The organism is Kineosporia babensis, assembly GCF_021129305.1.
Classification (GTDB): domain Bacteria; phylum Actinomycetota; class Actinomycetes; order Actinomycetales; family Kineosporiaceae; genus Kineosporia; species Kineosporia babensis.
Genome location: NZ_JAJOMB010000005.1, coordinates 227,259 through 253,408, shown reverse-complemented (window position 1 = coordinate 253,408; position 26,150 = coordinate 227,259). Strand labels below are relative to the sequence as shown.

20 protein-coding genes, 1 tRNA gene and 1 pseudogene are annotated in these 26,150 nt (G+C 70.4%); 8 read left to right on the top strand and 14 right to left on the bottom strand.

Annotated features, from left to right (window positions below):
- Positions 1-3: 3 nt before the first annotated feature.
- The 3 genes from LR394_RS12120 to LR394_RS12110 all read right to left on the bottom strand — a co-directional run bounded on the left by LR394_RS12120 (position 4) and on the right by LR394_RS12110 (position 2,473).
- A complete protein-coding gene (locus LR394_RS12120) occupies positions 4-678 on the bottom strand; it encodes a hypothetical protein (protein WP_231441058.1) in 675 nt (224 codons plus the stop codon).
- An 86-nt stretch (positions 679-764) separates the two neighbouring features.
- Positions 765-1,391: an MBL fold metallo-hydrolase gene (locus tag LR394_RS12115; protein ID WP_231441056.1), complete on the bottom strand. Its 627-nt coding sequence runs from the start codon at positions 1,389-1,391 to the stop codon at positions 765-767.
- Complete coding sequence (locus LR394_RS12110; protein ID WP_269329004.1) at positions 1,388-2,473, bottom strand: S-(hydroxymethyl)mycothiol dehydrogenase; 1,086 nt, start codon at positions 2,471-2,473, stop codon at positions 1,388-1,390. The genes LR394_RS12115 and LR394_RS12110 overlap by 4 nt, the downstream gene beginning before the upstream one ends.
- Positions 2,474-2,821: 348 nt before the next feature.
- Between LR394_RS12110 and LR394_RS12105 the strand changes: the two genes are divergently transcribed.
- A complete protein-coding gene (locus LR394_RS12105; RefSeq protein WP_231441052.1) occupies positions 2,822-3,325 on the top strand; it encodes a DUF3145 domain-containing protein in 504 nt (167 codons plus the stop codon).
- Positions 3,326-3,394: 69 nt separating this feature from the next.
- Here LR394_RS12105 and LR394_RS12100 read toward each other — a convergent pair whose 3' ends face one another.
- From LR394_RS12100 to LR394_RS12080, 5 genes and pseudogenes are all read right to left on the bottom strand, one after another.
- Positions 3,395-4,648: a beta-ketoacyl-[acyl-carrier-protein] synthase family protein gene (locus LR394_RS12100; RefSeq protein WP_231441050.1), complete on the bottom strand. Its 1,254-nt coding sequence runs from the start codon at positions 4,646-4,648 to the stop codon at positions 3,395-3,397.
- 5 nt (positions 4,649-4,653) lie between these two features.
- Positions 4,654-4,911 (bottom strand): acyl carrier protein, encoded by a 258-nt coding sequence (locus LR394_RS12095; protein WP_231441048.1) that lies wholly within the window; start codon positions 4,909-4,911, stop codon positions 4,654-4,656.
- 121 nt (positions 4,912-5,032) lie between these two features.
- Entirely contained in the window at positions 5,033-6,046 is a 1,014-nt protein-coding gene (locus tag LR394_RS12090; RefSeq protein WP_231441046.1) for a beta-ketoacyl-ACP synthase III, read from the bottom strand.
- Between the two features lie 29 nt (positions 6,047-6,075).
- Positions 6,076-7,002 (bottom strand): annotated as a pseudogene (locus LR394_RS12085) (ACP S-malonyltransferase); the annotation flags it as partial.
- Between the two features lie 107 nt (positions 7,003-7,109).
- A complete protein-coding gene (locus tag LR394_RS12080; protein ID WP_231441042.1) occupies positions 7,110-8,267 on the bottom strand; it encodes a PucR family transcriptional regulator in 1,158 nt (385 codons plus the stop codon).
- Positions 8,268-8,609: 342 nt separating this feature from the next.
- On the opposite strand from LR394_RS12080, the gene LR394_RS12075 reads away from it, so the two are divergent.
- A complete protein-coding gene (locus LR394_RS12075; RefSeq protein WP_231441040.1) occupies positions 8,610-9,338 on the top strand; it encodes a hypothetical protein in 729 nt (242 codons plus the stop codon).
- Between the two features lie 437 nt (positions 9,339-9,775).
- Here the strand turns inward: LR394_RS12075 and aceE are convergent, their stop codons facing one another.
- On the bottom strand, positions 9,776-12,556 hold the full coding sequence (aceE, locus tag LR394_RS12070; protein ID WP_407937025.1) for a pyruvate dehydrogenase (acetyl-transferring), homodimeric type: 2,781 nt from the start codon (positions 12,554-12,556) through the stop codon (positions 9,776-9,778).
- Positions 12,557-13,088: 532 nt separating this feature from the next.
- On the opposite strand from aceE, the gene LR394_RS12065 reads away from it, so the two are divergent.
- The 3 genes from LR394_RS12065 (at position 13,089) to LR394_RS12055 (ending at position 14,171) form a co-directional block, all read left to right on the top strand.
- On the top strand, positions 13,089-13,517 hold the full coding sequence (locus tag LR394_RS12065; RefSeq protein WP_231441038.1) for a DUF3052 domain-containing protein: 429 nt from the start codon (positions 13,089-13,091) through the stop codon (positions 13,515-13,517).
- 87 nt (positions 13,518-13,604) lie between these two features.
- Positions 13,605-14,063 (top strand): peroxiredoxin, encoded by a 459-nt coding sequence (locus LR394_RS12060; RefSeq protein WP_231441036.1) that lies wholly within the window; start codon positions 13,605-13,607, stop codon positions 14,061-14,063.
- Between the two features lie 35 nt (positions 14,064-14,098).
- A tRNA-Val gene (locus LR394_RS12055) sits at positions 14,099-14,171 on the top strand.
- A gap of 129 nt (positions 14,172-14,300) precedes the next feature.
- Here LR394_RS12055 and LR394_RS12050 read toward each other — a convergent pair.
- From LR394_RS12050 to LR394_RS12030, 5 genes are all read right to left on the bottom strand, one after another.
- Positions 14,301-15,335, bottom strand: a complete 1,035-nt coding sequence (locus LR394_RS12050; RefSeq protein ID WP_231441034.1) for a plasmid pRiA4b ORF-3 family protein — start codon at positions 15,333-15,335, stop codon at positions 14,301-14,303.
- Between the two features lie 99 nt (positions 15,336-15,434).
- The gene (locus tag LR394_RS12045) at positions 15,435-16,439 is read right to left on the bottom strand and encodes a LacI family DNA-binding transcriptional regulator (protein ID WP_231441032.1); all 1,005 of its coding nucleotides are present in this window, start codon (positions 16,437-16,439) and stop codon (positions 15,435-15,437) included.
- Between the two features lie 38 nt (positions 16,440-16,477).
- Entirely contained in the window at positions 16,478-17,365 is an 888-nt protein-coding gene (locus tag LR394_RS12040) for a carbohydrate ABC transporter permease (protein WP_231441030.1), read from the bottom strand.
- The gene (locus LR394_RS12035) at positions 17,362-18,207 is read right to left on the bottom strand and encodes a carbohydrate ABC transporter permease (RefSeq protein ID WP_407937036.1); all 846 of its coding nucleotides are present in this window, start codon (positions 18,205-18,207) and stop codon (positions 17,362-17,364) included. The genes LR394_RS12040 and LR394_RS12035 overlap by 4 nt, the downstream gene beginning before the upstream one ends.
- A gap of 83 nt (positions 18,208-18,290) precedes the next feature.
- On the bottom strand, positions 18,291-19,631 hold the full coding sequence (locus LR394_RS12030) for an extracellular solute-binding protein (RefSeq protein ID WP_231441027.1): 1,341 nt from the start codon (positions 19,629-19,631) through the stop codon (positions 18,291-18,293).
- Between the two features lie 339 nt (positions 19,632-19,970).
- Here LR394_RS12030 and LR394_RS12025 point away from each other — a divergent pair, with 339 nt between their 5' ends.
- The 3 genes from LR394_RS12025 (at position 19,971) to LR394_RS12015 (ending at position 26,140) form a co-directional block, all read left to right on the top strand.
- Complete coding sequence (locus LR394_RS12025; protein ID WP_231441025.1) at positions 19,971-22,307, top strand: glycoside hydrolase family 3 N-terminal domain-containing protein; 2,337 nt, start codon at positions 19,971-19,973, stop codon at positions 22,305-22,307.
- A 177-nt stretch (positions 22,308-22,484) separates the two neighbouring features.
- Entirely contained in the window at positions 22,485-24,380 is a 1,896-nt protein-coding gene (locus LR394_RS12020) for a putative bifunctional diguanylate cyclase/phosphodiesterase (RefSeq protein ID WP_231441023.1), read from the top strand.
- Entirely contained in the window at positions 24,380-26,140 is a 1,761-nt protein-coding gene (locus LR394_RS12015) for a putative bifunctional diguanylate cyclase/phosphodiesterase (RefSeq protein WP_231441022.1), read from the top strand. The genes LR394_RS12020 and LR394_RS12015 overlap by 1 nt, the downstream gene beginning before the upstream one ends.
- Positions 26,141-26,150 lie beyond the last annotated feature (10 nt).

The window sequence follows — 26,150 nt, the reverse complement described above, 5'->3', positions numbered from 1 at the left end:
AGGTTAGACCGCGCGCCGTCCCCAGACCTCGGCGTTCACCTTCTTCTTCCGCCCGAGTTCGTCGAGAAAAGTCACCGCCAGGAGAGCCAGCATCCGGTTCGGGGCCTCCAGCACCGGATCGAAAGTGAGCTCGTACCGGAAGGTGCCGGTCATGAAGCCGTTGCTCTCCCGGGCGACCTCGGCCAGCACCCGGCCGCCAGTGTCCTTCAGGCGATAGTCGGGGGCGGCCCAGTCGTGCCCGCTCAGCCGCATCAGCCGTTCGTCCGCAGTGACAACGATCAAATGGGGGGACGTTGCCGGCGCCTCGCGCACGATCGTCCCGATCGGCTTCCCGGACTTGGGATCGAAGACGTCCAGCCGGGGCCGGCGTTCGTACCGTCCGGCTCGTACCAGGTCGGCGATCTTCCGGCGGGTCTCGCGCTCGGTGAGCACGTGAGGGGTGGGCGGCAGCGCGCCGAGGAACCAGTTGGCCGGGGCACTCAGCTTCTCCAGCCGGGCCAGCACGATGTCGTGGCCGGTGGGGCGGATCTCGTGGGAGTGCTGCGGCGAGGAGGTCTCCGGATCGCGGTCCGGGGCGAAGCGGGTGACGGTGAACGTGCCGGCCTGGGCCAGGCTCTCCAGCAGCGAGCCCGAGGTGAACGCTTTCGCGGCGGGGCTACCCCAGTCGGGGGTGGTCATACCCCGACCCTAAGCCGGGGGTGGGTGGGCATGATCGCGGCGGTGGCAAAGTTCTTGGGCCGTTTGCCGCGATCATGCCCTGCGGTTCAGTGCCCGCGGGTGACCCAGGCGTCGTAGTCCTTGCCCTCGGTGCCGATCACCGTGGAGTCGCCGTGCCCGGTGAGCACCTCGGTGTTCTCCGGGAGGGTGAGCAGCCGGGTCCGGATCGAGTCCAGGATGGTCGGGAAGCTGCTGTACGAACGGCCGGTGGCGCCCGGTCCGCCGCAGAACAGCGTGTCCCCGCTGAGCAGCTTGTTCAGCGCCGGTACGTACAGGCAGACCGCGCCGGGGGAGTGCCCCGGCGTGTGCAGGACCTGGACCTCGGCCCCGGCCACGGTGATGATCTGCCGGTCGGACAGCTTCTTCGGCTCGTAGTCGGAGTGCACCACGTCCCAGAGCATCCGGTCCTGCGGGTGCAGGTACACCGGGGCGTCCCCGGCCACCTCGATCGCGGCGTTGATGTGGTCGTTGTGCCCGTGCGTGCACACCACGCCCACCAGCGTGCGCGAGCCGATCGCGGCGCGGATCGGGGCGGCCTGGTGGGCCGCGTCGACCACCAGCACCTCCTCGTCGTCGCCGAGCAGCCAGACGTTGTTGTCGACGTCGAAGTTCTGGCCGTCCAGCGAGAACACCCCGCTGGTGACCACCTTCTCGACCCGCAGCGGCCCGCTCACAGCAGGACCACCGAGCGCAGGACCTCGCCGGTCTTCATCTTGGCGAACGAGGCCTCGACGTCCTCCAGGCCGATCGTCTCGGAGACGAACTTCTCCAGCGGCAGCCGGCCCTGCAGGTGCAGGTCGACCATCGTCGGGAAGTCGCGGCTGGGCAGGCAGTCGCCGTACCAGGAGGACTTCAGCGAGCCACCCCGGCCGAACACGTCGATCAGCGGGACCTCCAGTTGCATGCTGGGGTCCGGCACCCCGACCAGGACCACGGTCCCGGCCAGGTCGCGCGCGTAGAACGCGGTCTTCCAGGTCTCCGGCCGGCCGACCGCGTCGACCACCAGGTCGGCGCCGAAGCCACCGGTGAGCTCCTGAACGGCCTTGACCGGGTCGCCCGACCTGGAGTTGACCGTGTGGGTGGCGCCGAACTCCCTGGCCCATTCCAGCTTCTGGTCGTCCAGGTCGACGGCGATGATCGTCTTGGCACCGGCCAGCCGGGCCCCGGCGATCGCCGCGTTGCCCACGCCGCCGCAGCCGATCACCGCGACGGTGTCGTCCCGGCCGACGTTGCCGGTGTTCAGGGCCGCGCCCAGCCCGGCCATCACGCCGCAGCCGAGCAGCCCGGCCACCTCGGGCTTGACCGCCGGGTCGACCTTGGTGCACTGGCCGGCGGCGACCAGGGTCTTCTCGATGAACGCGCCGATGCCCAGGGCGGGGGACAGTTCGGTGCCGTCCTGCAGGGTCATCTTCTGCTGGGCGTTGTGGGTGTTGAAGCACAGGTGCGGGCGCCCCCGCAGACACGCCCGGCACGAGCCGCACACCGCGCGCCAGTTCAGGATCACGAAGTCGCCCGGGGCCACGTCGGTGACCCCCTCGCCCACGCTCTCGACGATCCCGGCCGCCTCGTGGCCGAGCAGGAAGGGGTAGTCGTCGTTGATGCCGCCTTCTCGATAGTGCAGATCGGTGTGGCAGACCCCGCAGGCCTGCACCTTCACCACGGCCTCGCCCGGACCCGGATCGGGGACGGTGATCGTCTCGATCGACACCGGCGCGCCCTTCGCCAGTGACACAACTCCGCGCACCTGCTGCGACATACTCGTCCGGCCTCCTGTTCGTTCTGACTCAACCGGCTGCTGACGACCCTATGCGCTCGGTGTGTCACCACGGCAGAGGCGGTCACGGGCGTTGCGCCGAGTTGCGCCCCGACCTCAGCCACGGACGGCGATCCCGCTGTGCGGTTCCACCGCGCGGGTGCCTCCTGGCCCTCACCTCGAGGGTGGGGGCATCTCCGCTGATCGGTGGAGGGTTCGACCCTGGCGGTGAGAGACCGACTCGGGCACAATGATCGGCGACACGCGTCCGTGGACGGGTGCCTGCGGCTCAGAAGCCTGAGTTGAGGTCGTTGGGGAAGACGAACCTCAAACCGGGTCGAGGAGGGCCAGATGTCGGGTGCCATCACGCGAGGCGTGCTGTTTGTGCATTCCGCGCCGAGCGCGTTGTGCCCACATGTGGAATGGGCAGCGGGCGGCGTACTAGGGCTGCGCTTGTCGCTGGACTGGATCGAGCAGCCGGCGGCGCCAGGGTTGTACCGGACAGAGCTGTCCTGGCAGGCACCGCAGGGTATGGGTGCGCGGCTGACCTCTGCCCTGCGCGGCTGGGCGCATCTTCGGTTCGAGGTGACCGAGGAGGCCAGCGCGGGGGTGGACGGCGGCCGTTGGAGCCATACCCCGGAGCTGGGGATCTTCCATGCCGTGACGGACGTCCACGGCAACGTGATGGTGCCCGAGGACCGGATCCGGGCCGCGATGGAGATCGGTCATGCCGATCCGCTGCTGATGCAGCGCGAGCTCGACCTGGCCCTGGGCCGGGCCTGGGACGACGAGCTCGAGCCGTTCCGCTACGCCGGTGACGGCGCCCCGGTGCGCTGGCTGCACCGCGTCGGCTGAACTTTCGGCAACGTCGGAAAGGGCCGGTCCCCAACCCGGGGGGACCGGCCCTTTCGACGTTCTGCCGGCTCAGGCGCTGCGGAACACCAGGCCGACGTTGTGACCGCCGAACCCGAAGGCGTTGTTCACCGCCGCGCGCTCACCGTCGGGCAGCTTGCGCGGATCCTTGTTCACCACGTCCAGGGTGATCTTCGGGTCCTGGCTGTCCAGGTTGGTGGTCGGCGGGGCGATCCCGTCCCGCACGGCCAGCACCGTGAAGATCGACTCCAGCGCCCCCGCCGCGCCGAGCAGGTGCCCGGTCATCGACTTGGTCGCCGAGACCGCCACGCTGTCGGTCGCCTCGCCCAGGGCCAGGCGGATGGCCTGCGCCTCGGCGACGTCGCCGACCGGGGTGGAGGTGGCGTGCGCGTTCAGGTGCACGATGTCCGAGGCGGCCAGGTCGCTGTCGGCCAGCGCCGCCCGCATGGCCCGGGCCGCGCCCTTGCCCTCCGGCTCGGGAGCCGAGATGTGATAGCCGTCGGAGGTGACCCCGACCCCGGCCAGCACCGCGTGGATCGTGGCGCCGCGGGCCTTGGCGTGGGCCATCGACTCCAGCACCACCGCGCCGGAACCCTCACCCATCACGAAGCCGTTGCGCTCGACGTCGTACGGGCGCGAGGCCCGGGTGATGTCGTCGTTCCACTTCGACAGCGCCTGCATCGCCGCGAACGCGCCGATCGTGACCGGGTGGATGCAGCCCTCGGTACCGCCGGCCACCACCACGTCCGCCAGACCGCGACGGATCAGGTCGGCGCCCTGGGCGATCGCCTCGGCCCCGGACGCGCACGCCGAGACCGGCGTGTGCACCCCGGCGCGGGCACCGAGGTCGAGCCCGACCGCGGCGGCCGGGCCGTTCGGCATCAGCATCGGCACGGTCATCGGCAGCATCCGCCGCGCGCCCTTGTCGTTCAGCGTGTCGTACGCGTTGAGCACGGTGTGCAGGCCGCCGATGCCGGAGGCCATGCACACGCCCAGACGCTCCTTCTCGACCTCGGGGGCGCCGGCGTGGGCCCACGCCTCCCGGGACGCGATCAGCGCGTACTGACCGCTGGGGTCGAGCCGGCGGATCTCCTGCGGAGTGAGCTTCTCCGAGGCGGGCTGGGCCAGGCTGCAGGCGAACGTGACCGGAAGCGTGGGGTACCGCTCCGTCCAGATCTCACCGATCGGCCGGGCGCCGGAGCTGCCCGCGAGCAGCGCGTCCCAGGTGGTCTGCACGTCGCCGCCGAGCGGGCTGGTGGCACCCAGCCCGGTGACGGCGATCGCCCTGTCGTCTGAACCCGGCATGAAGGTCAGGCCTTCGCCGTCTCGGCGTTGCTGATGTAGGAGACGGCGTCCTGGACGGTCTTCAGGCCGCCCACGGCCTCGTCCGGGATCTCCACGTCGAACTTGTCCTGGGCGTTGACGACGATCGTCATCATCGACAGCGAGTCGATGTCCAGGTCGTCGGTGAAGGACTTCTCCAGCTGCACGTCGCCGGCCGGGATGCCGGTCTCCTCAGCGACGAGCTCGGCGAGTCCGGCGAGGATCTCGTCCTGGGTGTGCGCCATGGTTTTGCTCCATTTCGTCAGTGTTGCTTCTTGCGGTGCGATGTACGGCGTGAGGACTGTACGGCGTCGGCGCCGGCCCCACCCGTGTCTGCCCCGGCCGAATGCACCAGGGGCGAGAAAATCAGGGGAGCGCGACGACCTGCGCCGAGTAGCTCAGCCCGGCGCCGAAACCGATCAGCAGGGCGAGCCCTCCGGAGGGTACCTGGCCCTCGGTGACGACGCGGTCCAGGGCCAGTGGGATACTCCCGGCCGTGGTGTTGCCGGCGTCGACCACGTCGCGCGCGACCACCACGTGCTCGGGCACCTTGAGCTGCTTGGCCATCTGGTCGATGATCCGGATGTTGGCCTGGTGCGGGACGAAGGCGGCCAGGTCGGCCACGTCCACCTCGGCCGCCTCGAGCGCCTTGCGGGCCACGTCGGCCATCTGCCAGACCGCCCAGCGGAAGATCTTCGGGCCCATCATGGTCAGCACCGGCCAGTCCGGTTCGCCGCCCGCCTGGACGGCGTCGCGGTACTCGGTCCAGGAAGCGGTCTGGTACAGCGCTTCCCACTGATCGGCGTCGCCGCCCCAGATCGTCGGGCCGATGCCCGGGGTGTCGCTCGGGCCGATCACGGCCGCGCCGGCGCCGTCGCCGAAGATCATCGCGCTGCCCCGGTCGCGGGGGTCGATCACGTCGGTCATCCGGTCCACGCCGACCAGCAGCACGTGCCGGGCGGAGCCGCCGCGGATCAGGTCGTTGGCCACGGCGACGCCGTGGGTGAACCCGGCGCAGGCGGTGGACAGGTCGAACGTGGTGGCCTGACCGGCGCCGATCCGGGCCGCGGTGAGCGCGGCGGCGGAGGGCATCGAGACCATGTGGGTGCTGGTGGCGACCAGCACGGCGTCGACGTCGGCCGGGGCCAGCCCGGCCCGCTCGATCGCCTGCTGCGCGGCCGGCGCGGCCAGGTCGACGACGGTCTCCCCGGGCGCGGCGAAGCGCCGGGTGATGATCCCGGTGCGCTCCCGGATCCACTGGTCCGAGGAGTCGAGCACCTCGCAGATCTCGTCGTTGGTGACGATCCGGTCGGGCCGCCGGGCCCCGGTGGCCAGGATCCGGGCGTACTCGGCGCCGCGCCGGCTGCCGATGCGGGTCATGATCCCTCGCTCAGCAGTGACTTGGCGGGCTCGGCGTGCTTCTCGATCAGTGCCTTCGCGGCGGGCAGGTCGTCCGGCGTCTTCAGGGCGACCAGCTCGACCCCGGGCAGCGCGCGCTTGGCGATCCCGGTCAGGGTGCCGGCCGGCGGCAGCTCCAGCAGGCCGGTGACGCCGAGCTCGCGGAAGGTCTCCATGCACAGGTCCCAGCGCACCGGGCGGCTGATCTGCCGCACGATCCGGCCCAGCACCTCGCGGCCGTCGTCGACCACCGCGCCGTCGGCGTTGGAGGCCAGGCGGACCCGGGCGTCGTGCGTGCTGATCGCCCGGCTGTAGCCCTCGAGCACGTCCACCGCGGGGGCCATGAACTCGGTGTGGAAGGCACCGGCCACCTTCAGCGGGCGCACCCGGGCCTTGGCCGGCGGCTCGGCCTTCAGCCGCTCCAGGTTCTCCAGCGTGCCGGCCGCGACCACCTGGCCGGTCATGTTCATGTTCGCCGGGGTGAGGTCGAGGCGCTTCAGGGTCTCCAGCACCTCGTCCGGGTCACCGCCCAGCAGCGCGCTCATCCCGGTCGGGGTGGCCGCCGCGGCCTGGGCCATCGCCCGGCCGCGCTCGCGCACCAGCACCATCGCCTGCTCGGCGGTGATCACGCCGGCGGCCGCGGCCGCGGTGATCTCGCCGACCGAGTGCCCGGCGCCGACCCCGATCTGCCGGTAGGCGTCGGCCGGGCTCGGGAACAGGGTGAGCAGCGAGACCAGCCCGGCGGCGACCAGCAGCGGCTGGGCGACGGCGGTGTCCTGGATGGTCTCCGCGTCCGAGGTGGTGCCGTGCCCGACCAGGTCGATGTCGGCGACCGCGGACAGCCAGTTCAGCCGGTCGGCAGCCGCGGGCTCCTCGAGCCAGGGCTGCAGGAAGCCGGGAGTCTGGGAGCCCTGTCCGGGCGCAACGATGACGAGCACGGACTCAACGATGCGCCGCCCAGCGGCTCGGCGGACGGCATGGAGCGCACGAAGCTTTTCGCATGCCTTTGGAGACTTCCTACAAAGAGTCGCTGGACGACATCCGGTCAGGTCTGCGGATCGCTGACCCGACCTGCGATGATGGCAATGCGTAACACGAAGGCACCCCGCGCGTCAGTAGGGTCCCACCTAGTGATGTCACTCACGCGCCGGAGCCGGTAGCGAACCGTGTTGGGGTGCACGAACAACGCCCGGGCCGCCCCCTCCAGCGATCCGCCGAGCTCCACGTAGGTCCAGACCGTGTCCAGCAGGTGCGCCGCGCCCTCGGTCAACGGGCGGTAGGCCTGCTCGATCAAGGTGCGGCGGGCCTCGGTGTCCCCGGTCAGCAGCCGTTCGGGCAGAAGGTCGTCGCTCTCCACCGGCCGGGGGGCACCCGGCCAGGCCCGGGCCGCGCTGAGGCCGGACACCGCCGCCCGGGCCGACTCCGAGGCCGCCATCAGCCCGTTCACGGCCGGGCCGACCACCACCGGGCCGGGGCCGAAGTACTGCACCAGGTCGGTCACCAGCGCCCCCGGGTCGTCGCCGTGGCCCAGGATCAGGATCAGCCGTTCGCCCTGGAGACCGATCAGCAGGTCGCCGCCGCCGCTGCGGGCGGTGCTGCGCAGGCTTTCTCTGCTCTCCTCGAGCGTGGCCGCCGAGGCCTCACCGGCCACCACGACGACCTTGGTGGTGGCGCCCCAGTTCAGCGCCGCGGCCCGGGAACGCAGGTCCTCGCTCTCGGCCCCGCGCATCACCGCGTCCACGACCATGGCTTCCAGGCGGGCGTCCCAGGAGCCTCGGGACTCGGCCGCCCGGGCGTAGATCTCCGCGGCGGCGAAGGCCACGTCCCGGGAGTAACGCAGTACGGACTCGCGCAGGTGCTGCTCGGCGTCGGGGGCGGCGATCGCGGGGACGTGCTCCTCGACGGAGTCGACCACGGTGCGGACCATCTGCAGCGCGTGCTGCAGCGAGATGGAACGGGTCAGCTCGCGCGGGGCGGTGCCGAAGACGTCGGCGGTGATCTGCACCTCGCCGTCCGGCTGCTGGTACCAGGCGATGAAGGCGGAGATGGCGGCGTGGGCGATCAGCCCCACCCAGGAGCGGTCCTGCGCGCTCATCGCGCGGTACCAGGGCAGCGTCTCCTCCATCCGGCGGACGGCCTCGCCGGCGAGGGTGCCCCGGGCCGCCCTCAGGTTGGCGATGGTTGCCTCGTCCGCTGTCACCACGCTGACGAGATTAAGGCCTGACCTGCGTGAGCGGGCTCCGGGTGGGTCCTGTCAAGGAGTCCTCGGCCCCGGTCGCCGACCGGTTACGGCGGCGTACGCTGCACAGACGCCCGCGGCACAGGGCAGCACCGGTCGCCGTGGGTGGGCAGCACGCGTTAGGGTCGAGACGGTCCTACGTCACACAGGAGGCACTCAGAGGCAGCACCCGGGTCACCTGGCCGTCACCCGACGGGCCTGTATCTCCGGTGAGGCGTGGCGGATCGATTCTGCACGGAACGCACCACGAATACAGCCAGCACACACAGCACCAGGACTGCACCGCAGGTTGCCGAAAGGGGCGATATGTCAGCGCTGGATCGGCTGAAGCGGCGCTCGGCGGACGACACCGTCGCCGGCGGCGGCCGTCTGGAGACGGTCGCGGCTCACTCTGTCGAGACCCCGGTCGAGCTCGGGGGCGGCGATCTGCACGCCACCGACGAGGACCGCAGCGAGGAGGAAGCGCTGCGCGCCCGGCTGGGAGAAGACCCCAACGACGTGGTCGCGTTCGACCGGCTGGCCGAGATCGTCGGCGCCATGGCCGCGGAGAACCACGAGGGCGGTGACCCTCAGCGCGCGGCGGAGGACTCCGTCTGGGCGCTGGCCGAGGAGGTCGCCCAGAGTCAGCGGGCCTGGTACCCGCTGATCCAGCTGGCCCGGCTCTCGATCGACGACGACCGGGAGACGGCGCTGCGCCGGCTCAGCACGGCGGCCGACCGGGACAGCACCGGCGACGCACTGGCCCAGGGCCTGGAGATGCTGCGCGAGGCCGGGCACCCGAACGACGCGCTGAACCTCGGGGTCGGGCACTGGCGCCCGAAGGAGCACGTGCTCCCCGCCGCTCGCGAGCTGATCCTGGCCGCGATCGAGGTGGAGCGGCTCAGCGAGGCCCGGCGCCATCTGGCCGCCCTGGCCGAGCACCCCGACCAGCAGGCCGTCCAGGCCCTGCGGCAGGAGATCGGCGACCGGCTCGGCCCGCCCACCGGCTCGATGCCCATCACCGGCGGCGCCTCCGGCATCGCCACCATCTTCTAGCTGCACCTTCTGAAGGGCCGCCCCGGGCGTTCTCGGGCGGCCCTTCGGCCTGTCCGGGCCCCTGCGGTTCGGAGGCGGGATCGGGAAGACAAAGCACGTCATAGCGTCGTTTTGTCTTCCCGATCAACACGGCGAGCGATAACAGGCCTTGCTAGCGGGTGGGTGGAAGGAGAGCGAGTAGAAGAGCTGGCCCCGAGCGGAGGGGCTGATGGGGAGCGTGGCTTGTGGTTGGAGAAGCCCGTCAGGACAGGGGTTGTGTGAGCGTGGGTTGGGTTGGAGGAACTGGCCCGGTGTGAGTCCGGGTTGCGTTGGCCAAGCCGGCCCCGAGCGGGAGGGCCCGGTGGGAGCGTGGGGCGGGCGAGCGTCCTCAATCAGGCAGGCAAAAGCCGAGGGGCCGCCGGGAAGTCTCCCCAGCAGCCCCTCGCCTGACGAACGGACTACGCGTCGCCGCCCGCCGTGCCGGTGGTGCCGGCCCGGACGTTCAGCAGGTCGTACTTGTCCACGGCCTTCTGCGGGATGTCCGCGGCGATCTCACCGCGGGCGGCCAGCAGCTGCAGCACCCGCACCACGACCGACGGGCTGTCGATGCCGAAGTAGCGGCGGGCCGCCGGGCGGGTGTCGGAGATGCCGAAGCCGTCGGCGCCGAGGGAGACGAACTCCTGCGGCACCCACTGCCGGATCTGGTCCGGTACCGCCCGCATGTAGTCGGTGACCGCGACCACCGGACCGGCGGCCCCCTCGAGCTTCTGCGTGACGAACGGCTTGCGGGCCGGCTCCGAGGGGTTCAGGAAGCTGTGGTTGTCCGCCGCCAGGGCGTCGCGGCGCAGCTCGGTCCAGCTGGTCACGCTCCACACGTCGGCGGCCACGCCCCAGTCGTTGGCCAGCAGGGTCTGCGCCTCCAGGGCCCACGGCACCGAGACCCCCGAGGCCAGGATCTGGGCCTTCGGGCCGGACGCCTGACCGGCCGGCCGCAGCTGGTAGATGCCCTTGAGAATGCCCTCGACATCGACGTTCTCGGGAGCCGGGGGCTGCACGATCGGCTCGTTGTAGACGGTCAGGTAGTAGAAGATGTCCTCCGGCGACTCGCCGTACATCCGCCGCAGGCCGTCCTTCATGATGTGCCCGATCTCGTACCCGTAGGCCGGGTCGTAGATCACCGCCGCCGGGTTGGTCGAGGCCAGCAGCGGGGAGTGCCCGTCGGCGTGCTGCAGGCCCTCGCCGGTCAGCGTGGTCCGCCCGGCGGTGGCGCCGATCAGGAAGCCCCGGGACATCTGGTCGGCCGCGGCCCACAGGCTGTCACCGGTGCGCTGGAAGCCGAACATCGAGTAGAAGACGTAGACCGGGACCATCGGCTCGCCGTGCGTGGCGTACGAGGTGCCGGCCGCCTGGAACGCCCCGACCGAACCGGCCTCGTTGATGCCCACGTGCAGGATCTGCCCGGAGACCGACTCGGTGTAGGCGAGCATCAGCTCACGGTCGACCGAGGTGTACTGCTGGCCGTGCGGGTTGTAGATCTTGGCGGTCGGGAAGAACGAGTCCATCCCGAAGGTGCGCGCCTCGTCCGGGATGATCGGCACCACCCGGGGGCCGAAGTCCTTGTCCCGCATCAGGTCCCGCAGGATCCGGACGAACGCCATGGTGGTGGCGACCTGCTGCTTGCCCGAGCCCTTGTTGGCGCCGGCGTAGGCCTTGTCGTCGGGGAGCTTCAGCGAGCCCGCGCTGTGCCGGCGCGAGGGCACGGCCCCGCCGAGCTTGCGCCGGCGGTCCTTCAGGTACTGCAGCGTCTCGTCGTTCTCGCCCGGGTGGAAGTACGGCGGCAGGTACTTGTCCGCCTCCAGCTGGGCGTCGCTGATCGGGATGCGCAGGCCGTCGCGGAACGCCTTGAGGTCGTCCAGCGTGAGCTTCTTCATCTGGTGGGTGGCGTTACGGCCGGCGAAGTGCGTGCCCAGGCCGTAGCCCTTGATCGTCTTGGCCAGGATCACCGTGGGCTGGCCGTTGTGCTCGACCGCCGCCCGGTAGGCCGCGTAGACCTTGCGGTAGTCGTGCCCACCGCGCTTGAGGTTCCACCAGATGTCGTCGTCCGAGAGCTTCTCGACCAGCTTGAGGGTGCGCGGGTCACGGCCGAAGAAGTGCTCGCGGATGTACGCGCCGTCCTCGGCCCGGAAGGTCTGGTAGTCGCCGTCGGGCGTGATGTTCATCAGGTTGACCAGGGCGTGGTCGCGGTCGGCGGCCAGCAGCGGGTCCCACTCGCGGCCCCAGACCACCTTGATCACGTTCCAGCCGGCGCCGCGGAACTGCGCCTCCAGCTCCTGGATGATCTTGCCGTTGCCACGCACCGGGCCGTCCAGGCGCTGCAGGTTGCAGTTCACCACGAAGGTCAGGTTGTCCAGCTCTTCCTGGGCGGCGACCTGGAGGAAACCGCGGCTCTCCGGCTCGTCCATCTCGCCGTCGCCGAGGAAGGCCCAGACGTGCTGCTGGGAGGTGTCCTTGATGCCCCGGTTGTGCAGGTACTTGTTGAACGAGGCCTGGTAGACCGCGTTCATCGGGCCCAGGCCCATCGAGACGGTCGGGAACTCCCAGAAATCCGGCATCAGCCGCGGGTGCGGGTACGAGGACAGACCGCCGGCCGGGTGCGAGCGCTCCTGGCGGAAGCCGTCGAGCTGGTCGGCGGACAGCCGGCCCTCGAGGAACGCCCGGGCGTACACGCCGGGGGAGGCGTGGCCCTGGAAGAAGACCTGGTCACCGCCACCCGGGTGATCCTTGCCCCGGAAGAAGTGGTTGAAGCCGACCTCGTAGAGCGAGGCCGAGGAGGCGTAGGAGGAGATGTGACCGCCGACGCCGATGTCCGGGCGCTGGGCGCGGTGCACCATCACCGCGGCGTTCCAGCGGACCCACCGGCGGGCGGTGCGCTCGGCCTCTTCGTCACCCGGGAACCAGGGCTCGGCCTCCGGCGGGATGGTGTTGACGTAGTCGGTGGCCGTGAGACTCGGCACACCGACACCGCGCTCGCGGGCGCGCTGCAGCAGGGACTGCATCAGGTAGCGGGCCCGCTGACGGCCCTGACCGTCGATGGCCGCGTCCAGGGACGCGATCCACTCAGCGGTCTCCTCAGGATCGATGTCGGGCAGCCGGCTCGGCAGCCCGTTCAGGATCGGGCCTGATGATTCTCGTCCGACCACGACGTCCCTCCTGGATTTAGGACAACGATGTGAAACCATGCCGAACCCGCCGGATCGCGACCGGTCCGGGCCCTATCTTGGCTGACGGGCGGCGGTGACGTCACCGGTACCCCGTCGTTCACGGCGTCCGTGGCGGCCTTGCCCTCCAGCCTCCAGTGTGCCCCTTCGGGATCGGGGTGGGCACGGCGGGGCGGGTCCTGATCACCGGGCCCGGGCGTGTCGGCGGCGTGTCGCGGTGGTTACCCGGGCATGTCGGGCGTGCAGCCCGATCCGGAAAACCATGTGCGGGAGGAAGTGCCGGGGCGGGATGCTCACCCTGTGTCGGCCGCTCGCCTGTGCACCGGCCGTCGATCGTTCGGGCAAAAACACGACGTGCGAGGTGGCGGGGCGGTTGCGCGGCACCGAGGGGATGGAGTCCACTAGCCTGACCAGCCTGGTGATGGTTGCATCATCGCTGGACCACCGAAGTGGTGGGCGAGCGGGTCGGACGATCCGTTCGGGAAGACGAGCGGCCCTACGGGGCTGCCAGTGCCGCCGCGCGGGAGCGTTGGCAGCGGAGGAGGTCAGTGAGGTGGGCGCGACCGCGGAGCCCGCGGCTGAGCAGTCCATGGCCGGCCGGCTTGGACTCAAGCCCGGTCAGTTCGTACAGGAGTTCGGGTACGACGACGACGTGGACGACGAGCTGCGGCTCGCAATCGAGACGCTGACGGGCAACGAACTGGCCGATGAGGACGCGCAGGAGGTTGCCGACGCAGTCCTCTTCTGGTGGCGAGACGACGACGGCGATCTCGTTGACGCGCTCATCTCTGGGCTGACGAACCTGGCCGAGGGCGGGATCATCTGGCTGCTGACGCCGAAGGCGGGCCGGGAAGGCCACGTCGAGCACAGCGAGATCGAGGAATCGGCCCCGACCGCCGGGCTGCACGCGACCAGCACGATCAGCGTGTGCCGGGACTGGACCGGGACGAGACTGGCCACCCCGAAGGCCGGCCGCCGCTGAGGTTCCTGACAGACTGGGTTCCGCACGCCGGATCATGATCCGGCGTGCGGAACGGTCATGGGCCCGGGCGAGAGGAAACAGGCGCAGATGTCACTCCAGATCGGTCAGCCGGCTCCCGGCTTCGCTCTGAAGAGCGAGCACGGCGAGGTGGTCGAACTGTCGGCCTTCCAGGGCGAGAAGAACGTCGCGCTGGTGTTCTACCCGTTCGCCTTCTCCGGGATCTGCACCGGTGAGCTGTGTGAGATCCGGGACAATCTGGCGGCCTTCGAGGACGGCGGGGTACAGGTCCTGGCGATCTCCTGCGACCCCATGTTCGCCCTGCGGACCTGGGCCGATGCCGAGAAGTACCCGTTCCCGCTGCTGTCCGACTTCTGGCCGCACGGGGCGGTGGCGCAGGCCTACGGGGTCTTCAACGAGACCACCGGCAGCTCGGTTCGCGGTACCTTCCTGATCGACAAGGACGGCGTGCTGCGCTGGAGCATCGTCAACGGCATGGGCGAGGCCCGGTCGCTGGACGGCTACCGCGAGGCCATCGCCGCTTTGTAGAACGTCGCTCCGGACCGCTTGCCGGTCCGGAGCCGGGGCCTGTAGCTCAGTTGGTAGAGCACCGCGTTTACACCGCGGGTGTCGTCGGTTCGAGACCGGCCGGGCCCACTTTCTCCCTGGAGAGCTGCATGATGCGTCAGGTGGCGCACGCGAGGTTCTTTTCAACCGCGGACGCCGTGGGCACCGCCCGTAGGTGCCGGCAGGTGCGGTAGTGGGCGGGTTTTCGTAGCGGTTCGTTCAGACCGGCATCTGCTGTTCCGGTGCCCCGGAGCCCTCGCGCGGGCCGGATGCGTAGACCGACAGCGCGGTGGCCTGTGGAAGCAGGGTCCGGGCGGACGGGCCGGGCTGCCAGGCCCCACCGGTGCGCTCGGCCAGGTCCAGACCGGTCAGCGCCGGCAGCAGGTGCATCAGGGCGTTGCGGATCTCCTGCGGCCCGGCCGGGTACGCGCGGTCGGTCTCGCTGAGCACGATGCCGACCAGCGTCTCCTCGTCGAGCGCGCCCCGGGCGGCCAGGGCCCCCACCCCCAGCCCGGCCACGCTGGCGGTGAAGGTTCCGGGAGCGAACCAGGAGCGGAGCTTGCGCACGATGAACAACTCGTCGCGCACCCGGCCGGCCCCGGCCACCAGCAGCCCGCAGCTGCGCAGGATGCCGTGCAGCACGGACAGCGGGGGCATCCCGGTGAAATGCTGCCAGCGTGGGCGCAGATCGTGCATGCTGCGCACGATCTCGAGCGGAAGGTGGCTGCCGGAACCCAGTTCCGGAGCGTCGTCGGCCAGCCGGAGCAGCTGCTGCACGGATTCCGGCACCACCCCGGCCATTTGGCGCACCCGCAGATCGGTGAGCTCCTGATCGAACTCCGGCGAATGCGGGGCCCAGAACATCTCGCGCATGCTCTCGGGCAGCTCGCGCAGCCGGGCCGCGTACTCCCGCGGGCCGCCGGTGCTGTCCGGCGGGCAGACCCCCTCGCCGTAGACGCAGCCCACCCGATCGCCACCGGGCCCGAGCACCAGCACGTCGTGCGCCCAGCGGGACTGCGGATCGTAGAGGTAGCCGAAGCTGCGCCCCAGGTCGGTGAGCACGTCCTCGACGGCGCCGGGCAGGTAGGTGACCGGCCCCGAGATGAACTGGTACGGCTCCAGACTCAGCCAGCCGACCCCGATCTGGAGCAGGTCGTGTAGCTCGCCCAGCGTGCTGTCGGCCGGGACGTCGAGCACCCGCAGAACTCTCGGTTCGACGTCGCGGAGTGTCACTTTCAGGCGGGTCGTCTGCACTTGCGGGAGATTACGTCAGGCGGAACGGGTTTTCGTGCCTGATCGGGCGAAACTGCAGCGGGCGTTGCAGTAGGAGTGCAGAGACCGGCGAGTAGACGATCAGCGCCGGGGTGGGGCGGTCGAGGCGCGGACCACCAGGCTGGTGGACAGCTCCACGTGGTGCGAGTCCACCGAGGCCCCGGCCGCCAGTTGCAGCGCGGTGCGCACGGCCACCCGCCCCATCTCCCGCAGCGGCTGGCGCACCACGGTCAGCGGGGGCGAACAGAACTCGGCCAGCTGGGTGTCGTCGAAGCCGATCACGCTCACGTCCTCGGGCACCCGCAGGCCGCGGCGGCGGCAGGCCTCGATCAGGCCCACGGCGATCTCGTCGCTGCCGGCGAAGACCGCGGTGGGCGGGTTGGGGGAGTCGAGCAGGGCGCCGCCGCCGTTCAGCCCGGCGGCGTAGCGGAAGGTCAGGTGCTGGGCCAGCTTCGGGGCCACGGGGTAACCGGCAGCCTCCAGGGTGGCGCGAAAACCTTGCCAGCGCGCCTGATTGCAGCCCGCCTCGGCATCGCCGCCCAGGTAGGCCAGGCGGGTGTGCCCCAGGGAGAGCAGGTGCTCGGCGGCGGTGGTCCCGCCGGCGTAGTTGGTGGAGCCGACACTGGTGACGTCGGCGCCGGCCGGGGTTAGCGGGTCCACCACGACCAGCGGGACGTTGGCCCGGGCCAGGGCGGTGGACTCCTCGGGGGTCATCTCGTTGCTGACGCTGATCACCGCGCAGCGCCCGGCCTTGGCCACCGCCAAGGCCCAGGCCGTGGCGGTCGAGGCGCCCCGGCCCTTGCTCAGCATCACCGACACGCCGGGCTCGGCGGCGGCCTGCAGCACGCCCTCCATGACCTCGTTGCTGTAGGCCGCCAAGGGCCCGGCGAAGACCACCTCGATGGTGGTCTGCCGGCTGCCGCCCCGGCCGGTGTAGTAGTGCTGGCGCAGCAGTTCCTCGACCATCGCGCGGGTGCCGGGGGAGACGTCGTCGCGCCCGTTCACCACCTTGGAGACGGTGGCGATCGAGACTCCCGCGGCCTCGGCGATGGTCGCCAACGTTGCCCGTGCGGGCCTGGAGCTCATGTGAGCCTCCTTCACCAGGGCTCCAGGCCCATAGCAGGTCAGCGGCCGAAGCCGGCGGTCAGACCGCTCAGCAGCTGTCGCCGGCCGATCACGTAGAGCGTGAGGATCGGCAGGGTGGTCAGCACGACCGCGGCGGCCACGGCCGGCACGTTCACGCCGTACTGCCCCTGGAAGGACCACAGCGCCAGGGGCAGGGTGCGCTGGTTCGGATCGGTGGTCAGCACCAGCGGCAGCAGGAAGCCGTTCCAGATCGTCAGCGCGTTGTAGATACCGACCGTGACCAGCGCCGGCCGGGTCAGCGGAAAGGCCAGCGACCAGGCGGTACGCCACTCGCTGGCCCCGTCCAGGCGCATCGACTCGAACAGTTCCTTGGGCACGTCACGGATGAAGTTGGACAGGATCAGCACGGTCAGCGGGATGGCGAAGGCGATCGAGGGCAGGATGATCGCCAGCAGGGTGTCGTACATCTGCAGCCGGATGATGATCAGGTACACCGGGATGATCACCGCCTGCAGCGGGATCGCCAGACCGGCCAGGAACAGCAGGTTCACCGAGCGCAGGAACCGCCCGTCACCGGCCCGGACGATCGCGAACGCGGCCATGAACGAGATCAGCACGGCCGGCACCACCGCGCCCAGGGTGACGATCGCGGTGTTCGCGAAGTACCGGGGGAAGCCCGACTCCATCACGAAACTGTAGTTCTCGAAGCTGATCTCACCGGGTGGGGCGAGCGGGTTGGTGGTGTAGTAGTTGGCCCGGGTCTTCACGCTGGTCAGGACGATCCAGTAGACCGGCAGGATCACCACGACCAGCCAGAACAGCCCGCCCAGGCCACCGATCCAGTTCAGCTGCAGGAACTTACGGACGTCGGTGCGCGGCTCGGGCGCCCGGGTCCCGGTGGGTGCCGGGGCGGTCACGGTGCTCACATCCCCTCCAGTTGGCTGCCGGCGTCCCGGCCGCCGCCCAGGCGCCGCAGGGCCAGCGCCAGCAGCAGGCCGACGACGACCAGGATCACCGCGATCGCGCTGGCCGGGCCCATCAGGTTGGCCCGGAAACCGCGGATGTACATGTCCAGGGCCAGCGCCCGGGTGGCGTCGCCGGGACCACCGGCGGTGAGCACCCAGATCAGGTCGAAGAAGGTCAGCGACCCGATCACCATCAGGGTGGAGGAGGCGATCACGGTGTTCTTCAGCTGCGGCAGGGTGATGCTGAAGAACTGCCGCAGCCGCCCGGCCCCGTCCAGCTGCGCGGCCTCGTACAGCGAGACCGGGATCTGCCGGACCGCGCCCTGGTAGATCAGCGTGTGGAACGGGATGAACTGCCAGGACACCACGAACACCACGGTGGCCAGGGCGAGAGTGGGCTCACCGAGCCAGTCCTGGACCAGGAAGTCGATCCCGAGCCCGGCACCGAGGCCGAAGTTGGGGTCCAGCAGCGCCTTGAAGGTGATCGCGATCGCGGCCTGGCTGAGCAGCAGCGGCACGAAGAACAGCACGGCCAGCACCCCGCGGTAGCGCTGCTTGCCGGCCAGGAACACGCCCAGCAGCAGACTCAGCGGGGTCTGGAACGCCCAGGACAGCGCCATCACCTCGAACGTCACCCACAGCGCGTTCGGCAGACCGGGATCGGTGAGCACCTCGCGCCAGCTGTCGAACCCGGCCGGGCGGATGTCGCCGATCCCGTTCCACTCGGTGAAGCTCAGGGCGAACACGCCGATCAGCGGGATCACCGCGAAGGCCACGAACATCACCAGCGCGGGCAGCACCATCCAGGCGATCGAGCCCTGCCGGACCGTGTGCGAGGCGGTCCGGCCGGGAACGACCTCGGAGGGTGGAACCTGAACCGGGACGGTCATTTCCCGATGACCGCGTTCATGCTCTCGGCGAACTCTTCCGGGGTGATGTCGAGCTGGAAGAGCTTGGCGATGTTGGCCAGCAGTTCCTCGGCGGCGGTGGGGCTGAGCGCCTGGTCCCAGGACTGCGAGAACACCGAGGCGGTGCTGGCCGTGTCGTAGACGAACTGCAGCCACTCGGCGTCGTCCAGACCCTCGAACTTGCTGTCCACGCCGACCACGATCGGGACCTGACCGGCCATGTTGACCCAGTCGGTCTGCTCGGCGTCGGAGAGCACCTGGGTGGCGAAGAACTCCTTGGCGGCGGTCTTCTGCTCCTCGGTGGCCTTGGACGAGAGCGAGTAGTACTGGCCCGGGTTGCCGTAGGTGTTGCTCGCGTCGCCGGTACCGCCGGCCACCGGCGGGAAGTTCATGTAGCCCAGGTTGCCGCTGCTGACGATGTCGCTCTCTTCCTTCATCGAGCCGTACGTCCAGGCGCCGTGCAGCATCATCGCGGCCTTGCCCGAGGTGAGCAGGGCCTGGTCGGCGTTGGTGTCGGCGGTGATCGAGGAGAAGCCCTTGATGAAACCGTCGGCCTTGACCAGCTTCTGGATCTCACCGAGGGCCTTGATCGCGGCCGGGTCGGACCAGGCGTTCGGGGTGCCGTCGAACACCGCCTGGAAGATCTCCGGGCCGCCGATCCGGTCGAACAGGAACTCCAGCCACATCATGTTGGTCCAGCGGGACTGCCCGGCCAGCGAGAACGGGGCGATCTTCTTGTCGTTGAACTGCGGAACCAGGGCGAGGATGTCCTCCCACGACGTCGGCGGCTGCAGCCCGGCGTCGGCGAAAACCTGCTTGTTCCAGAACAGCACGATCGGGGTGACGGTCTCGGCCGGGACCGCGTAGATCTTCCCGTCGACCGTGGCGGCCGCGAAGGCCGCGGGGAAACGCCGTTCCTTCTGGTCCGGGTTCTCGTCGAACCACGGGGTCAGGTCCTCCACCGCACCGGCGTCCACCCAGCTGGCCAGGCCACCGCCGCCCCAGCCCCAGATCACCGTCGGCGCCTGCCCGGCCCCGATCGCGACCTTGATCTTCTCCTTGTACGCGTCGTTCTGGAAGGCCGTGCCCTTGATCGCGGAGTCCGGCTCGGCCTTGTTGAACCGGTCCAGCGAGTTGCGGCGGATGGTCTCGTTGGGGTCGACCGAGAGGTACCAGTAGCTGCCTCCCGAGCCCTCGCCACCTCCGCCGTTCTCGGTTCCGGGACCGGAACTTCCGCAGGCGGCCAGCGTGGCCCCGGCGATCGGGAGTCCCAGGCTGAGGGCGAGGAAGCTTCTGCGGGACGGGCTGGGCTTGCGCATGGGATCCACGGTGATCTCCATCGGGTACCGGCCGCGGCGGCCGCGGCGCAACGGACGCAGCGGGGCGGAACAGCGCCCCGATGCGCTGGGAGAGTTCGGTAGAGCAGGAAACTGTCGTTCGGATCGGCCGCTCCTCCGGGAAGAAGAGATGCCGCATTTGTCGGAAGTTCTCGAAAGCTAGTTTCGCCGCCGGGCGGTGTCAACCCTTGCGTCCGGGTCTGTCCCTGCCGGACAGTGAATCCGTCGACGAACGGACAACCGTTGTCCGGAACAGTTTTTGAGGACGTCCGGATCGTTGGGCGCTCGAAAACTTTTCGACGTCTCACGAAGGAGTGAGCAGTGCAGCCTTGGCAGGATCCCAGTCGCGCAGTGGCCGAGCGGGTGGAGGATCTCCTCGCCCGGATGAGCATCGAGGAGAAGGCCGGGCAGCTCGGCAGTCGCTGGCTGGGTAACACCCCGCGACCGCCGGCCGACGGTGCTCAGGAGCCCGGGGCCCAGAGCGCTCCGATGGAGGACGCGTTCGCGCACGAGGGTGGTCAGGTGTCACTGGAGCAGGCGGCCCGGTTCGGGCTCGGTCACCTCACCCGGGTCTACGGCAGCGCACCGGTGAGTCCGGCCGAGGGCGCGGCGGAGCTGGCGCGGCAGCAGAGCGTGGTGGTGGAGAGCTCGCGGCTGGGGATCCCGGCGATTGCGCACGAGGAATGCCTGACCGGCGTGACTACCTACGGGGCAACGGTTTATCCGGCGGCTATCGCCTGGGCGGCCACCTTCGACCCGGAGCTGATCGGGCAGATGGCCGCGGCGATCGGCCGCGACCTGGCCCGGCTGGGTGTGCATCAAGGGCTTTCACCGCTGATGGACGTGGTGCGCGACTATCGCTGGGGGCGCGTCGAAGAGACCCTCGGGGAAGACCCGTACCTGGTTTCGGAACTCGGATCGGCTTACGTCCAGGGGCTGCAGAGCGCGGGAATCATTGCCACGCTGAAGCACTTCGTCGGTTACTCGGCCTCGCGGGCCGGGCGTAACCACGGGCCGGCCTCCCTGGGGCGGCGCGAGATCCTCGACCTTCTGCTCCCGCCGTTCGAGGCCGCGGTGAAGGCCGGAGCCGGTTCGGTGATGCACTCCTACAACGACAACGATGCGGTACCGGCCGGTGTCGACCACTGGTTGCTGAACGAGATTCTCAGGGAGGATTGGGGTTTCGAGGGGACGGTGGTGTCCGACTACTGGGCCACTCCGTTCCTGGCCAGCATGCACCGCGTGGTCGAGGACTACGCCGGGGCGGCAGCCGAAACCCTCAAGGCGGGAATGGATGTCGAGCTGCCCGACACGATCTGCTTCTCGCACCTGCCGAACCTGGTGCACGACGGCGAGCTGGCGCCGGAGTACCTGGACCGGGCGGTGCGCCGGGTGCTTACCCAGAAGGCCGAACTGGGCCTGCTGGATCCGGGGTGGAACCCGAAGCCGGACGCGCCGGAGACGATCGAACTGGACCCGCCGGGCAACCGGGCCATCGCGCACCGGATCGCGCAAACGTCCATAGTTCTGCTCGACCCGGGAACCGCCCTGCCGTTGCGCCGGCCTGCCAACGTCGCGGTGATCGGCCCCTGTGCCGACGATCCCCGCACGTTCATGGGTTGTTACGCCTTCCCCAACCACGTCCTGCCCAAGTTCCCCGAGCACGACGCCGGGCTCGGCATCGAGATCCCGACCGCCCTGCAAGCCCTGCGCTCCGAACTTCAAGGTGCGCACATCGTCCATAGTTCTGGTTGTGAGGTGATGGGCCAGGACCGCTCGGGCATCCCCGCCGCGGTTGCCGCCACCGCCGAGGCCGACCTGTGCATCGCGTTCGTCGGCGACCTGGCCGGCATGTTCGGCCGCGGTTCCTCCGGAGAGGGCTGCGACGTCGACGACCTGAAACTGCCCGGTGTGCAGACCGATCTGCTCGACGCAGTGCTGGCCACCGGCACTCCGGTGGTCGTCGTCGTGGTCTCGGGGCGCCCCTACGCCCTGGGCGACCTGGCCCCGCGCGTAGCGGGCCTGGTGCAGGCGTTCATGCCGGGCGAAGAAGGCGGCGCGGCGCTGGCCGGGGTACTTTCCGGCCGGCTGGAACCGGGCGGACGACTGCCGGTCCAGATCCCGCGCAGCCCGGGCGGCCAGCCGCACACCTATCTGCAGCCGCCGCTGGGCGAGCCCAGCATGATCAGCAGCGTCGACGTGAGCCCGCTGTTCCCGTTCGGGCACGGCTGCTCCTACACCACGTTCGAGCTGAGCGAGTTCGAGGTCGATCAGACCGAGATCGCCACCGACGGCAGCTTCGAGGTGGGCGTGCTGGTGCGTAACAGTGGCGTGCGGGCCGGCACCGAGGTGGTCCAGCTCTACCTGAGCGACCCGGTGGCCTCGGTGGTGCGGCCGGTGCGCTGGCTGGCCGGTTTCGCCCGGGTCCGGCTGGAACCGGAGGAGCGGGTGCGGGTGCGGATGCAAGTGCACGCGGATCGCACCGCGCTGGTCGGCCGCGACCTGCGCCGGGTGGTCGAGCCCGGCCGGATCCGGGTGAGCCTGGGCACCTCGCTGCGTGACCTACCGTTCGAGCAGGCCGTCACCCTCGGTGGCCCGGCCCGGGTGGTCGGCGCCGACCGGGTCCTGAGTACCCCGGTGGTGCTCGAAAAAGCCTGACTTGCCGGGAATCGGCCGGTGGTTTACCCCTGAGTCGGGCCCGGGCAGATGCACAGCACCCCCTTCAGACCGTTACCGTCACACGAACGGTCGTCACACCTTTGGCGGATCATCGCCGCACGGTGATCAGACGACGGATAGGGAAGTATTTCGGTCCGGTTCGGAAGGGGTAACGACGTGGCGGTGGCACCAGCCATGCCGTGGGCCCAGGCTACCGGCCGGCCCCGCCGGGGTCGGCACCGTCTGCCCGACACCCAGGCCTCCAAGCCCGAACCGCTGTCCGGCTGGGCCAAGGCGATCCTGGCCGACATCGCGGTGCCCGCAGTCACCATGCCCGCGGAGATGCGGGTCACCGAGCTGGAGGACTGGTTCCGCGGCAACCCGCGGGCCACCACCGTGGTGGTGCCGCTGGCGGCCGGGCCGATCGTGGTCGACCGGGCCTGGTTCGACCGCTGGGTGGCCGGGGCCCTGGGGTACGGCCGCTCGGTGTTCAAGCGGATGACCCTGGCCGACCTCGACGACGTGCCCAGCATCTTCCTGAGCGCCGACACCACCATCGACGCGGCCGCGGCGGTGGTCACCGACGAGGCCCCCAGCGAGGAGTCCTCGGTCAGCACGGTCGGGGTGATCGCGACCGACGGCACGCTGATGACGGTCTCGGTGACCACGCTGTTCCGGGCGCTGTCGTACAGCTACGCCTACCAGGCCCGGCACGACGTGCTGACCGGCCTGCCGAACCGGGCCTCGCTGATGGAGTGGATGCGCGGGCACGACGCCCAGTCCGGCGACCTGACCGTGCTCTACATCGACCTCGACCGGTTCAAGGACGTCAACGACAGCCTCGGCCACGCGGTCGGCGACCAGGTGCTGCAGCTGTTCGCCGAGCGGCTGGGCAACATCGCCCGGGCCGAGGACCGGGTGGCCCGGCTCGGCGGCGACGAGTTCGCGATGGTGCTGGCCGGGGCGCTGACCCCGGAGGAGGCCCGCTCGGTGGCCGAGCGGATCGTGCACGAGGCCTCGATGCCGTTCAGCGTCACCGTCGACCACGGTGACGGCCAGCTCCTCGAGGCGGTGGCCACGATCGGCGCCAGCGTCGGGGTGGCCGGCGCGGACTCGGTGATGACCGGGGTCAGCCTGGAGGACCTGGTCTCCCAGGCCGACCTGGCGATGTTCCAGTCCAAGTCGCTGGGCCGCAGCCGGGTCACCCACTTCGACGCCGAGGTGCTCGCGGTGCGCGGCTCACAGGCCGAGCTGCGGGCCCGCCACCACATGGAACGGCGGCTGCGCTCGGGCATCGTCAACGGCGACCTGCGGCTGCACTACCAGCCGCTGGCCGAGGTGGCCAGCAACCGGATCGTCGGCGCCGAGGCGCTGGCCCGCTGGGCCGACGACGAGCTCGGGCCGGTGGCCCCGATCGACTTCATCAAGATCGCCGAGGAGACCGGCCTGATCGTCGACCTGGGCCGCTGGGCGCTGCGCAGCGCCTGCCGGGAGGCCGCGACCTGGCCGATGTTCGAGTCCTCGGACGGGATCCGGCGCCGGATGAAGGTCACCGTGAACGTCTCGGCGGTGCAGCTCTCGCAGCCCTCGTTCGTCCAGGACGTCTCCAACGCCCTGGTCGAGTCCGGCCTGCTGCCGCGCTGCCTGTGCCTGGAGATCACCGAGACCGCGGTGATCGGCGACATGGAGGCCACCGCCAAGATCCTGCAGGACATCCGCGACCTGGGGGTGACGATCGCGCTGGACGACTTCGGCACCGGCTACTCGTCGCTGACCATGCTGCGCGACCTGCCGGCCGACGTGGTCAAGATCGACAAGTCGTTCATCGACAAGATCGCCGACGAGACCTCCACCGACAGCGTGCTGGCCCGGCTGGTGATCGAGACCGCGCACTCGCTCGGGATGGGGGTCTGCGCCGAGGGCGTGGAGACCAACGAGCAGGCCGAGCGGCTGGCCGACATGGGCTGCGACACCCTGCAGGGCTGGCTGATCTCCAAGCCGCTGCCCGGATCCGATGCTTTCACCCAATGGCTGCCCACCGCCGTGCTGCCCGAGTGCCTGGGACAGCGCTGATGACGATCGCCCTGCCGCCGGTCACCGGCGCCGTTCTGAGTGACATCGCCGAGCCGGCGGTGGCGATGCCCGCGAGCATGCGGGTGCTGGACCTGGACGAGTGGTTCCGGCGCAACCCGCACGCCGCCGGGGTGGTGGTGCACCGGGCCGGCGGGACGGTGGTGATCGACCGGATCTGGTTCGAGCGCTGGCTCACCGGCCGGCTGGGTTTCGGCCGGGCGGTGAACACCCGGCTGACGCTGGGCCGCCTCGGCGAGGTGCCCACCGTGCTGCTGCCGGCCGGTACCAGCATCGCCGAGGCCGCGGCGGTGGTCACCGACGAGTCCGGGCAGACCATGGTCAGCACGGTCGGGGTGCAGCTGCCCGACGGCGAGGTGATGACGGTCGGGGCGACCACGCTGTTCCGGGCGCTCTCGCGGGACTACGCCTTCCAGGCCCGGCACGACGCGCTGACCGGGCTGCCCAACCGGTCCTCGCTGATGGAGTGGGTGGCCCGGCCGGACACCCTGGCTCCCGAGATCACCGTGCTCTACGTGGACCTCGACCGGTTCAAGGACATCAACGACGGTCTCGGTCACGCGGTCGGCGACCAGGTGCTGAAGCAGTTCGCCGACCGGCTGCGGCGGATCGCCCGGCTGGGTGACCGGGTGGTCCGGCTGGGTGGTGACGAGTTCGCCGTGTTGCTGAACGGCCGGCTCACCCCCGGCCAGGCCCGGTCGGTGGCCGAGCGGATCGTTCAGGAGGCGGCCCGGCCGTTCGCCGTGACCGTCGACGAGGCGCAGACCCTGGTGACGATCGGCGCCAGTGTCGGGGTGTCCGACGCCGCGGACGGCCCGCAGCTGCCGCTGGCCGATCTGGTCACCCGGGCCGACCAGGCGATGTTCCAGTCCAAGACGCACGGCCGGGGGCGGGTCACGCACTTCGACGCCGATCTGCTGGCGGCCCAGGCCCGGCTGGCCGAGCTGCGGGCCCGGCGGCACATGGAACGCCGGCTGCGCGCCGCCCTGCAGCACGACGACGGGCTCAGCGTGGCCTACCAGCCGCTGGCCGGGGTGGCCAGCAACCGGATCATCGGGGCCGAGGCGCTGGCCCGCTGGGAGGACGCGGAGCTGGGCCGGGTCTCACCGGCCGACTTCATCACCGTGGCCGAGGAGACCGGGCTGATCCTGGACCTGGGCCGCTGGGTGCTGCGCACGGCCTGCTTCGAGGCCGCCACCTGGCCCGCGGTGCGGCATCCGGACGGCAGCCTGAAACGGCTGAAGGTGACCGTGAACGTCTCACCCGTGCAGATCGCCCAGCCCTCGTTCTTCCGCGAGGTGCTGGCCGCGCTGGAGGACTCCGGCCTGCCGCCGCGCAGCCTGTGCCTGGAGATCACCGAGACCGCGGTGATCGACGACCTGAGCGCCACCGCCGAGCTGCTGCGGGAGATCCGCGCCCTCGGGGTGAGCATCGCGCTGGACGACTTCGGCACCGGCTACTCGTCGCTGACCATGCTGCGCGACCTTCCGGCCGACGTGGTCAAGATCGACAAGTCGTTCATCGACCGGGTCACCGAGTGCTCCACCGACAGCGTGCTGACCAAGCTGGTGATCAGCACCGCCCATTCGCTCGGCATGCGGGTGTGTGCCGAGGGGGTGGAGACGGCGCCCCAGGCCGAGCAGCTCACCGGGATGGGCTGCGACGTGCTGCAGGGCTGGCTGATCTCCCGGCCCTGCCCGGGCTCGGCCGACCTGGTCGGCTGGCTGCGCTCGCGCAGTTAGGTGCTTCGCT

What these genes read in the sequence shown, in the direction of transcription:
- LR394_RS12100 (WP_231441050.1), bottom strand. Translation starts at nt 4,648, where the DNA reads ATGCCGGGTTCAGACGACAGGGCGATCGCCGTCACCGGGCTGGGTGCC.
- LR394_RS12035 (WP_407937036.1), bottom strand. Translation starts at nt 18,207, where the DNA reads ATGGTGCTGCCCGCGCTGGTGATGTTCGTGGCCTTCGCGGTGATCCCG.
- LR394_RS12090 (WP_231441046.1), bottom strand. Translation starts at nt 6,046, where the DNA reads ATGACCCGCATCGGCAGCCGGCGCGGCGCCGAGTACGCCCGGATCCTG.
- LR394_RS12060 (WP_231441036.1), top strand. Translation starts at nt 13,605, where the DNA reads ATGTCACTCCAGATCGGTCAGCCGGCTCCCGGCTTCGCTCTGAAGAGC.
- LR394_RS12075 (WP_231441040.1), top strand. Translation starts at nt 8,610, where the DNA reads ATGTCAGCGCTGGATCGGCTGAAGCGGCGCTCGGCGGACGACACCGTC.
- LR394_RS12110 (WP_269329004.1), bottom strand. Translation starts at nt 2,473, where the DNA reads ATGTCGCAGCAGGTGCGCGGAGTTGTGTCACTGGCGAAGGGCGCGCCG.
- LR394_RS12015 (WP_231441022.1), top strand. Translation starts at nt 24,380, where the DNA reads ATGACGATCGCCCTGCCGCCGGTCACCGGCGCCGTTCTGAGTGACATC.
- LR394_RS12095 (WP_231441048.1), bottom strand. Translation starts at nt 4,911, where the DNA reads ATGGCGCACACCCAGGACGAGATCCTCGCCGGACTCGCCGAGCTCGTC.
- LR394_RS12045 (WP_231441032.1), bottom strand. Translation starts at nt 16,439, where the DNA reads ATGAGCTCCAGGCCCGCACGGGCAACGTTGGCGACCATCGCCGAGGCC.
- LR394_RS12030 (WP_231441027.1), bottom strand. Translation starts at nt 19,631, where the DNA reads ATGCGCAAGCCCAGCCCGTCCCGCAGAAGCTTCCTCGCCCTCAGCCTG.
- aceE (WP_407937025.1), bottom strand. Translation starts at nt 12,556, where the DNA reads ATGGTTTCACATCGTTGTCCTAAATCCAGGAGGGACGTCGTGGTCGGA.
- LR394_RS12120 (WP_231441058.1), bottom strand. Translation starts at nt 678, where the DNA reads ATGACCACCCCCGACTGGGGTAGCCCCGCCGCGAAAGCGTTCACCTCG.
- LR394_RS12105 (WP_231441052.1), top strand. Translation starts at nt 2,822, where the DNA reads ATGTCGGGTGCCATCACGCGAGGCGTGCTGTTTGTGCATTCCGCGCCG.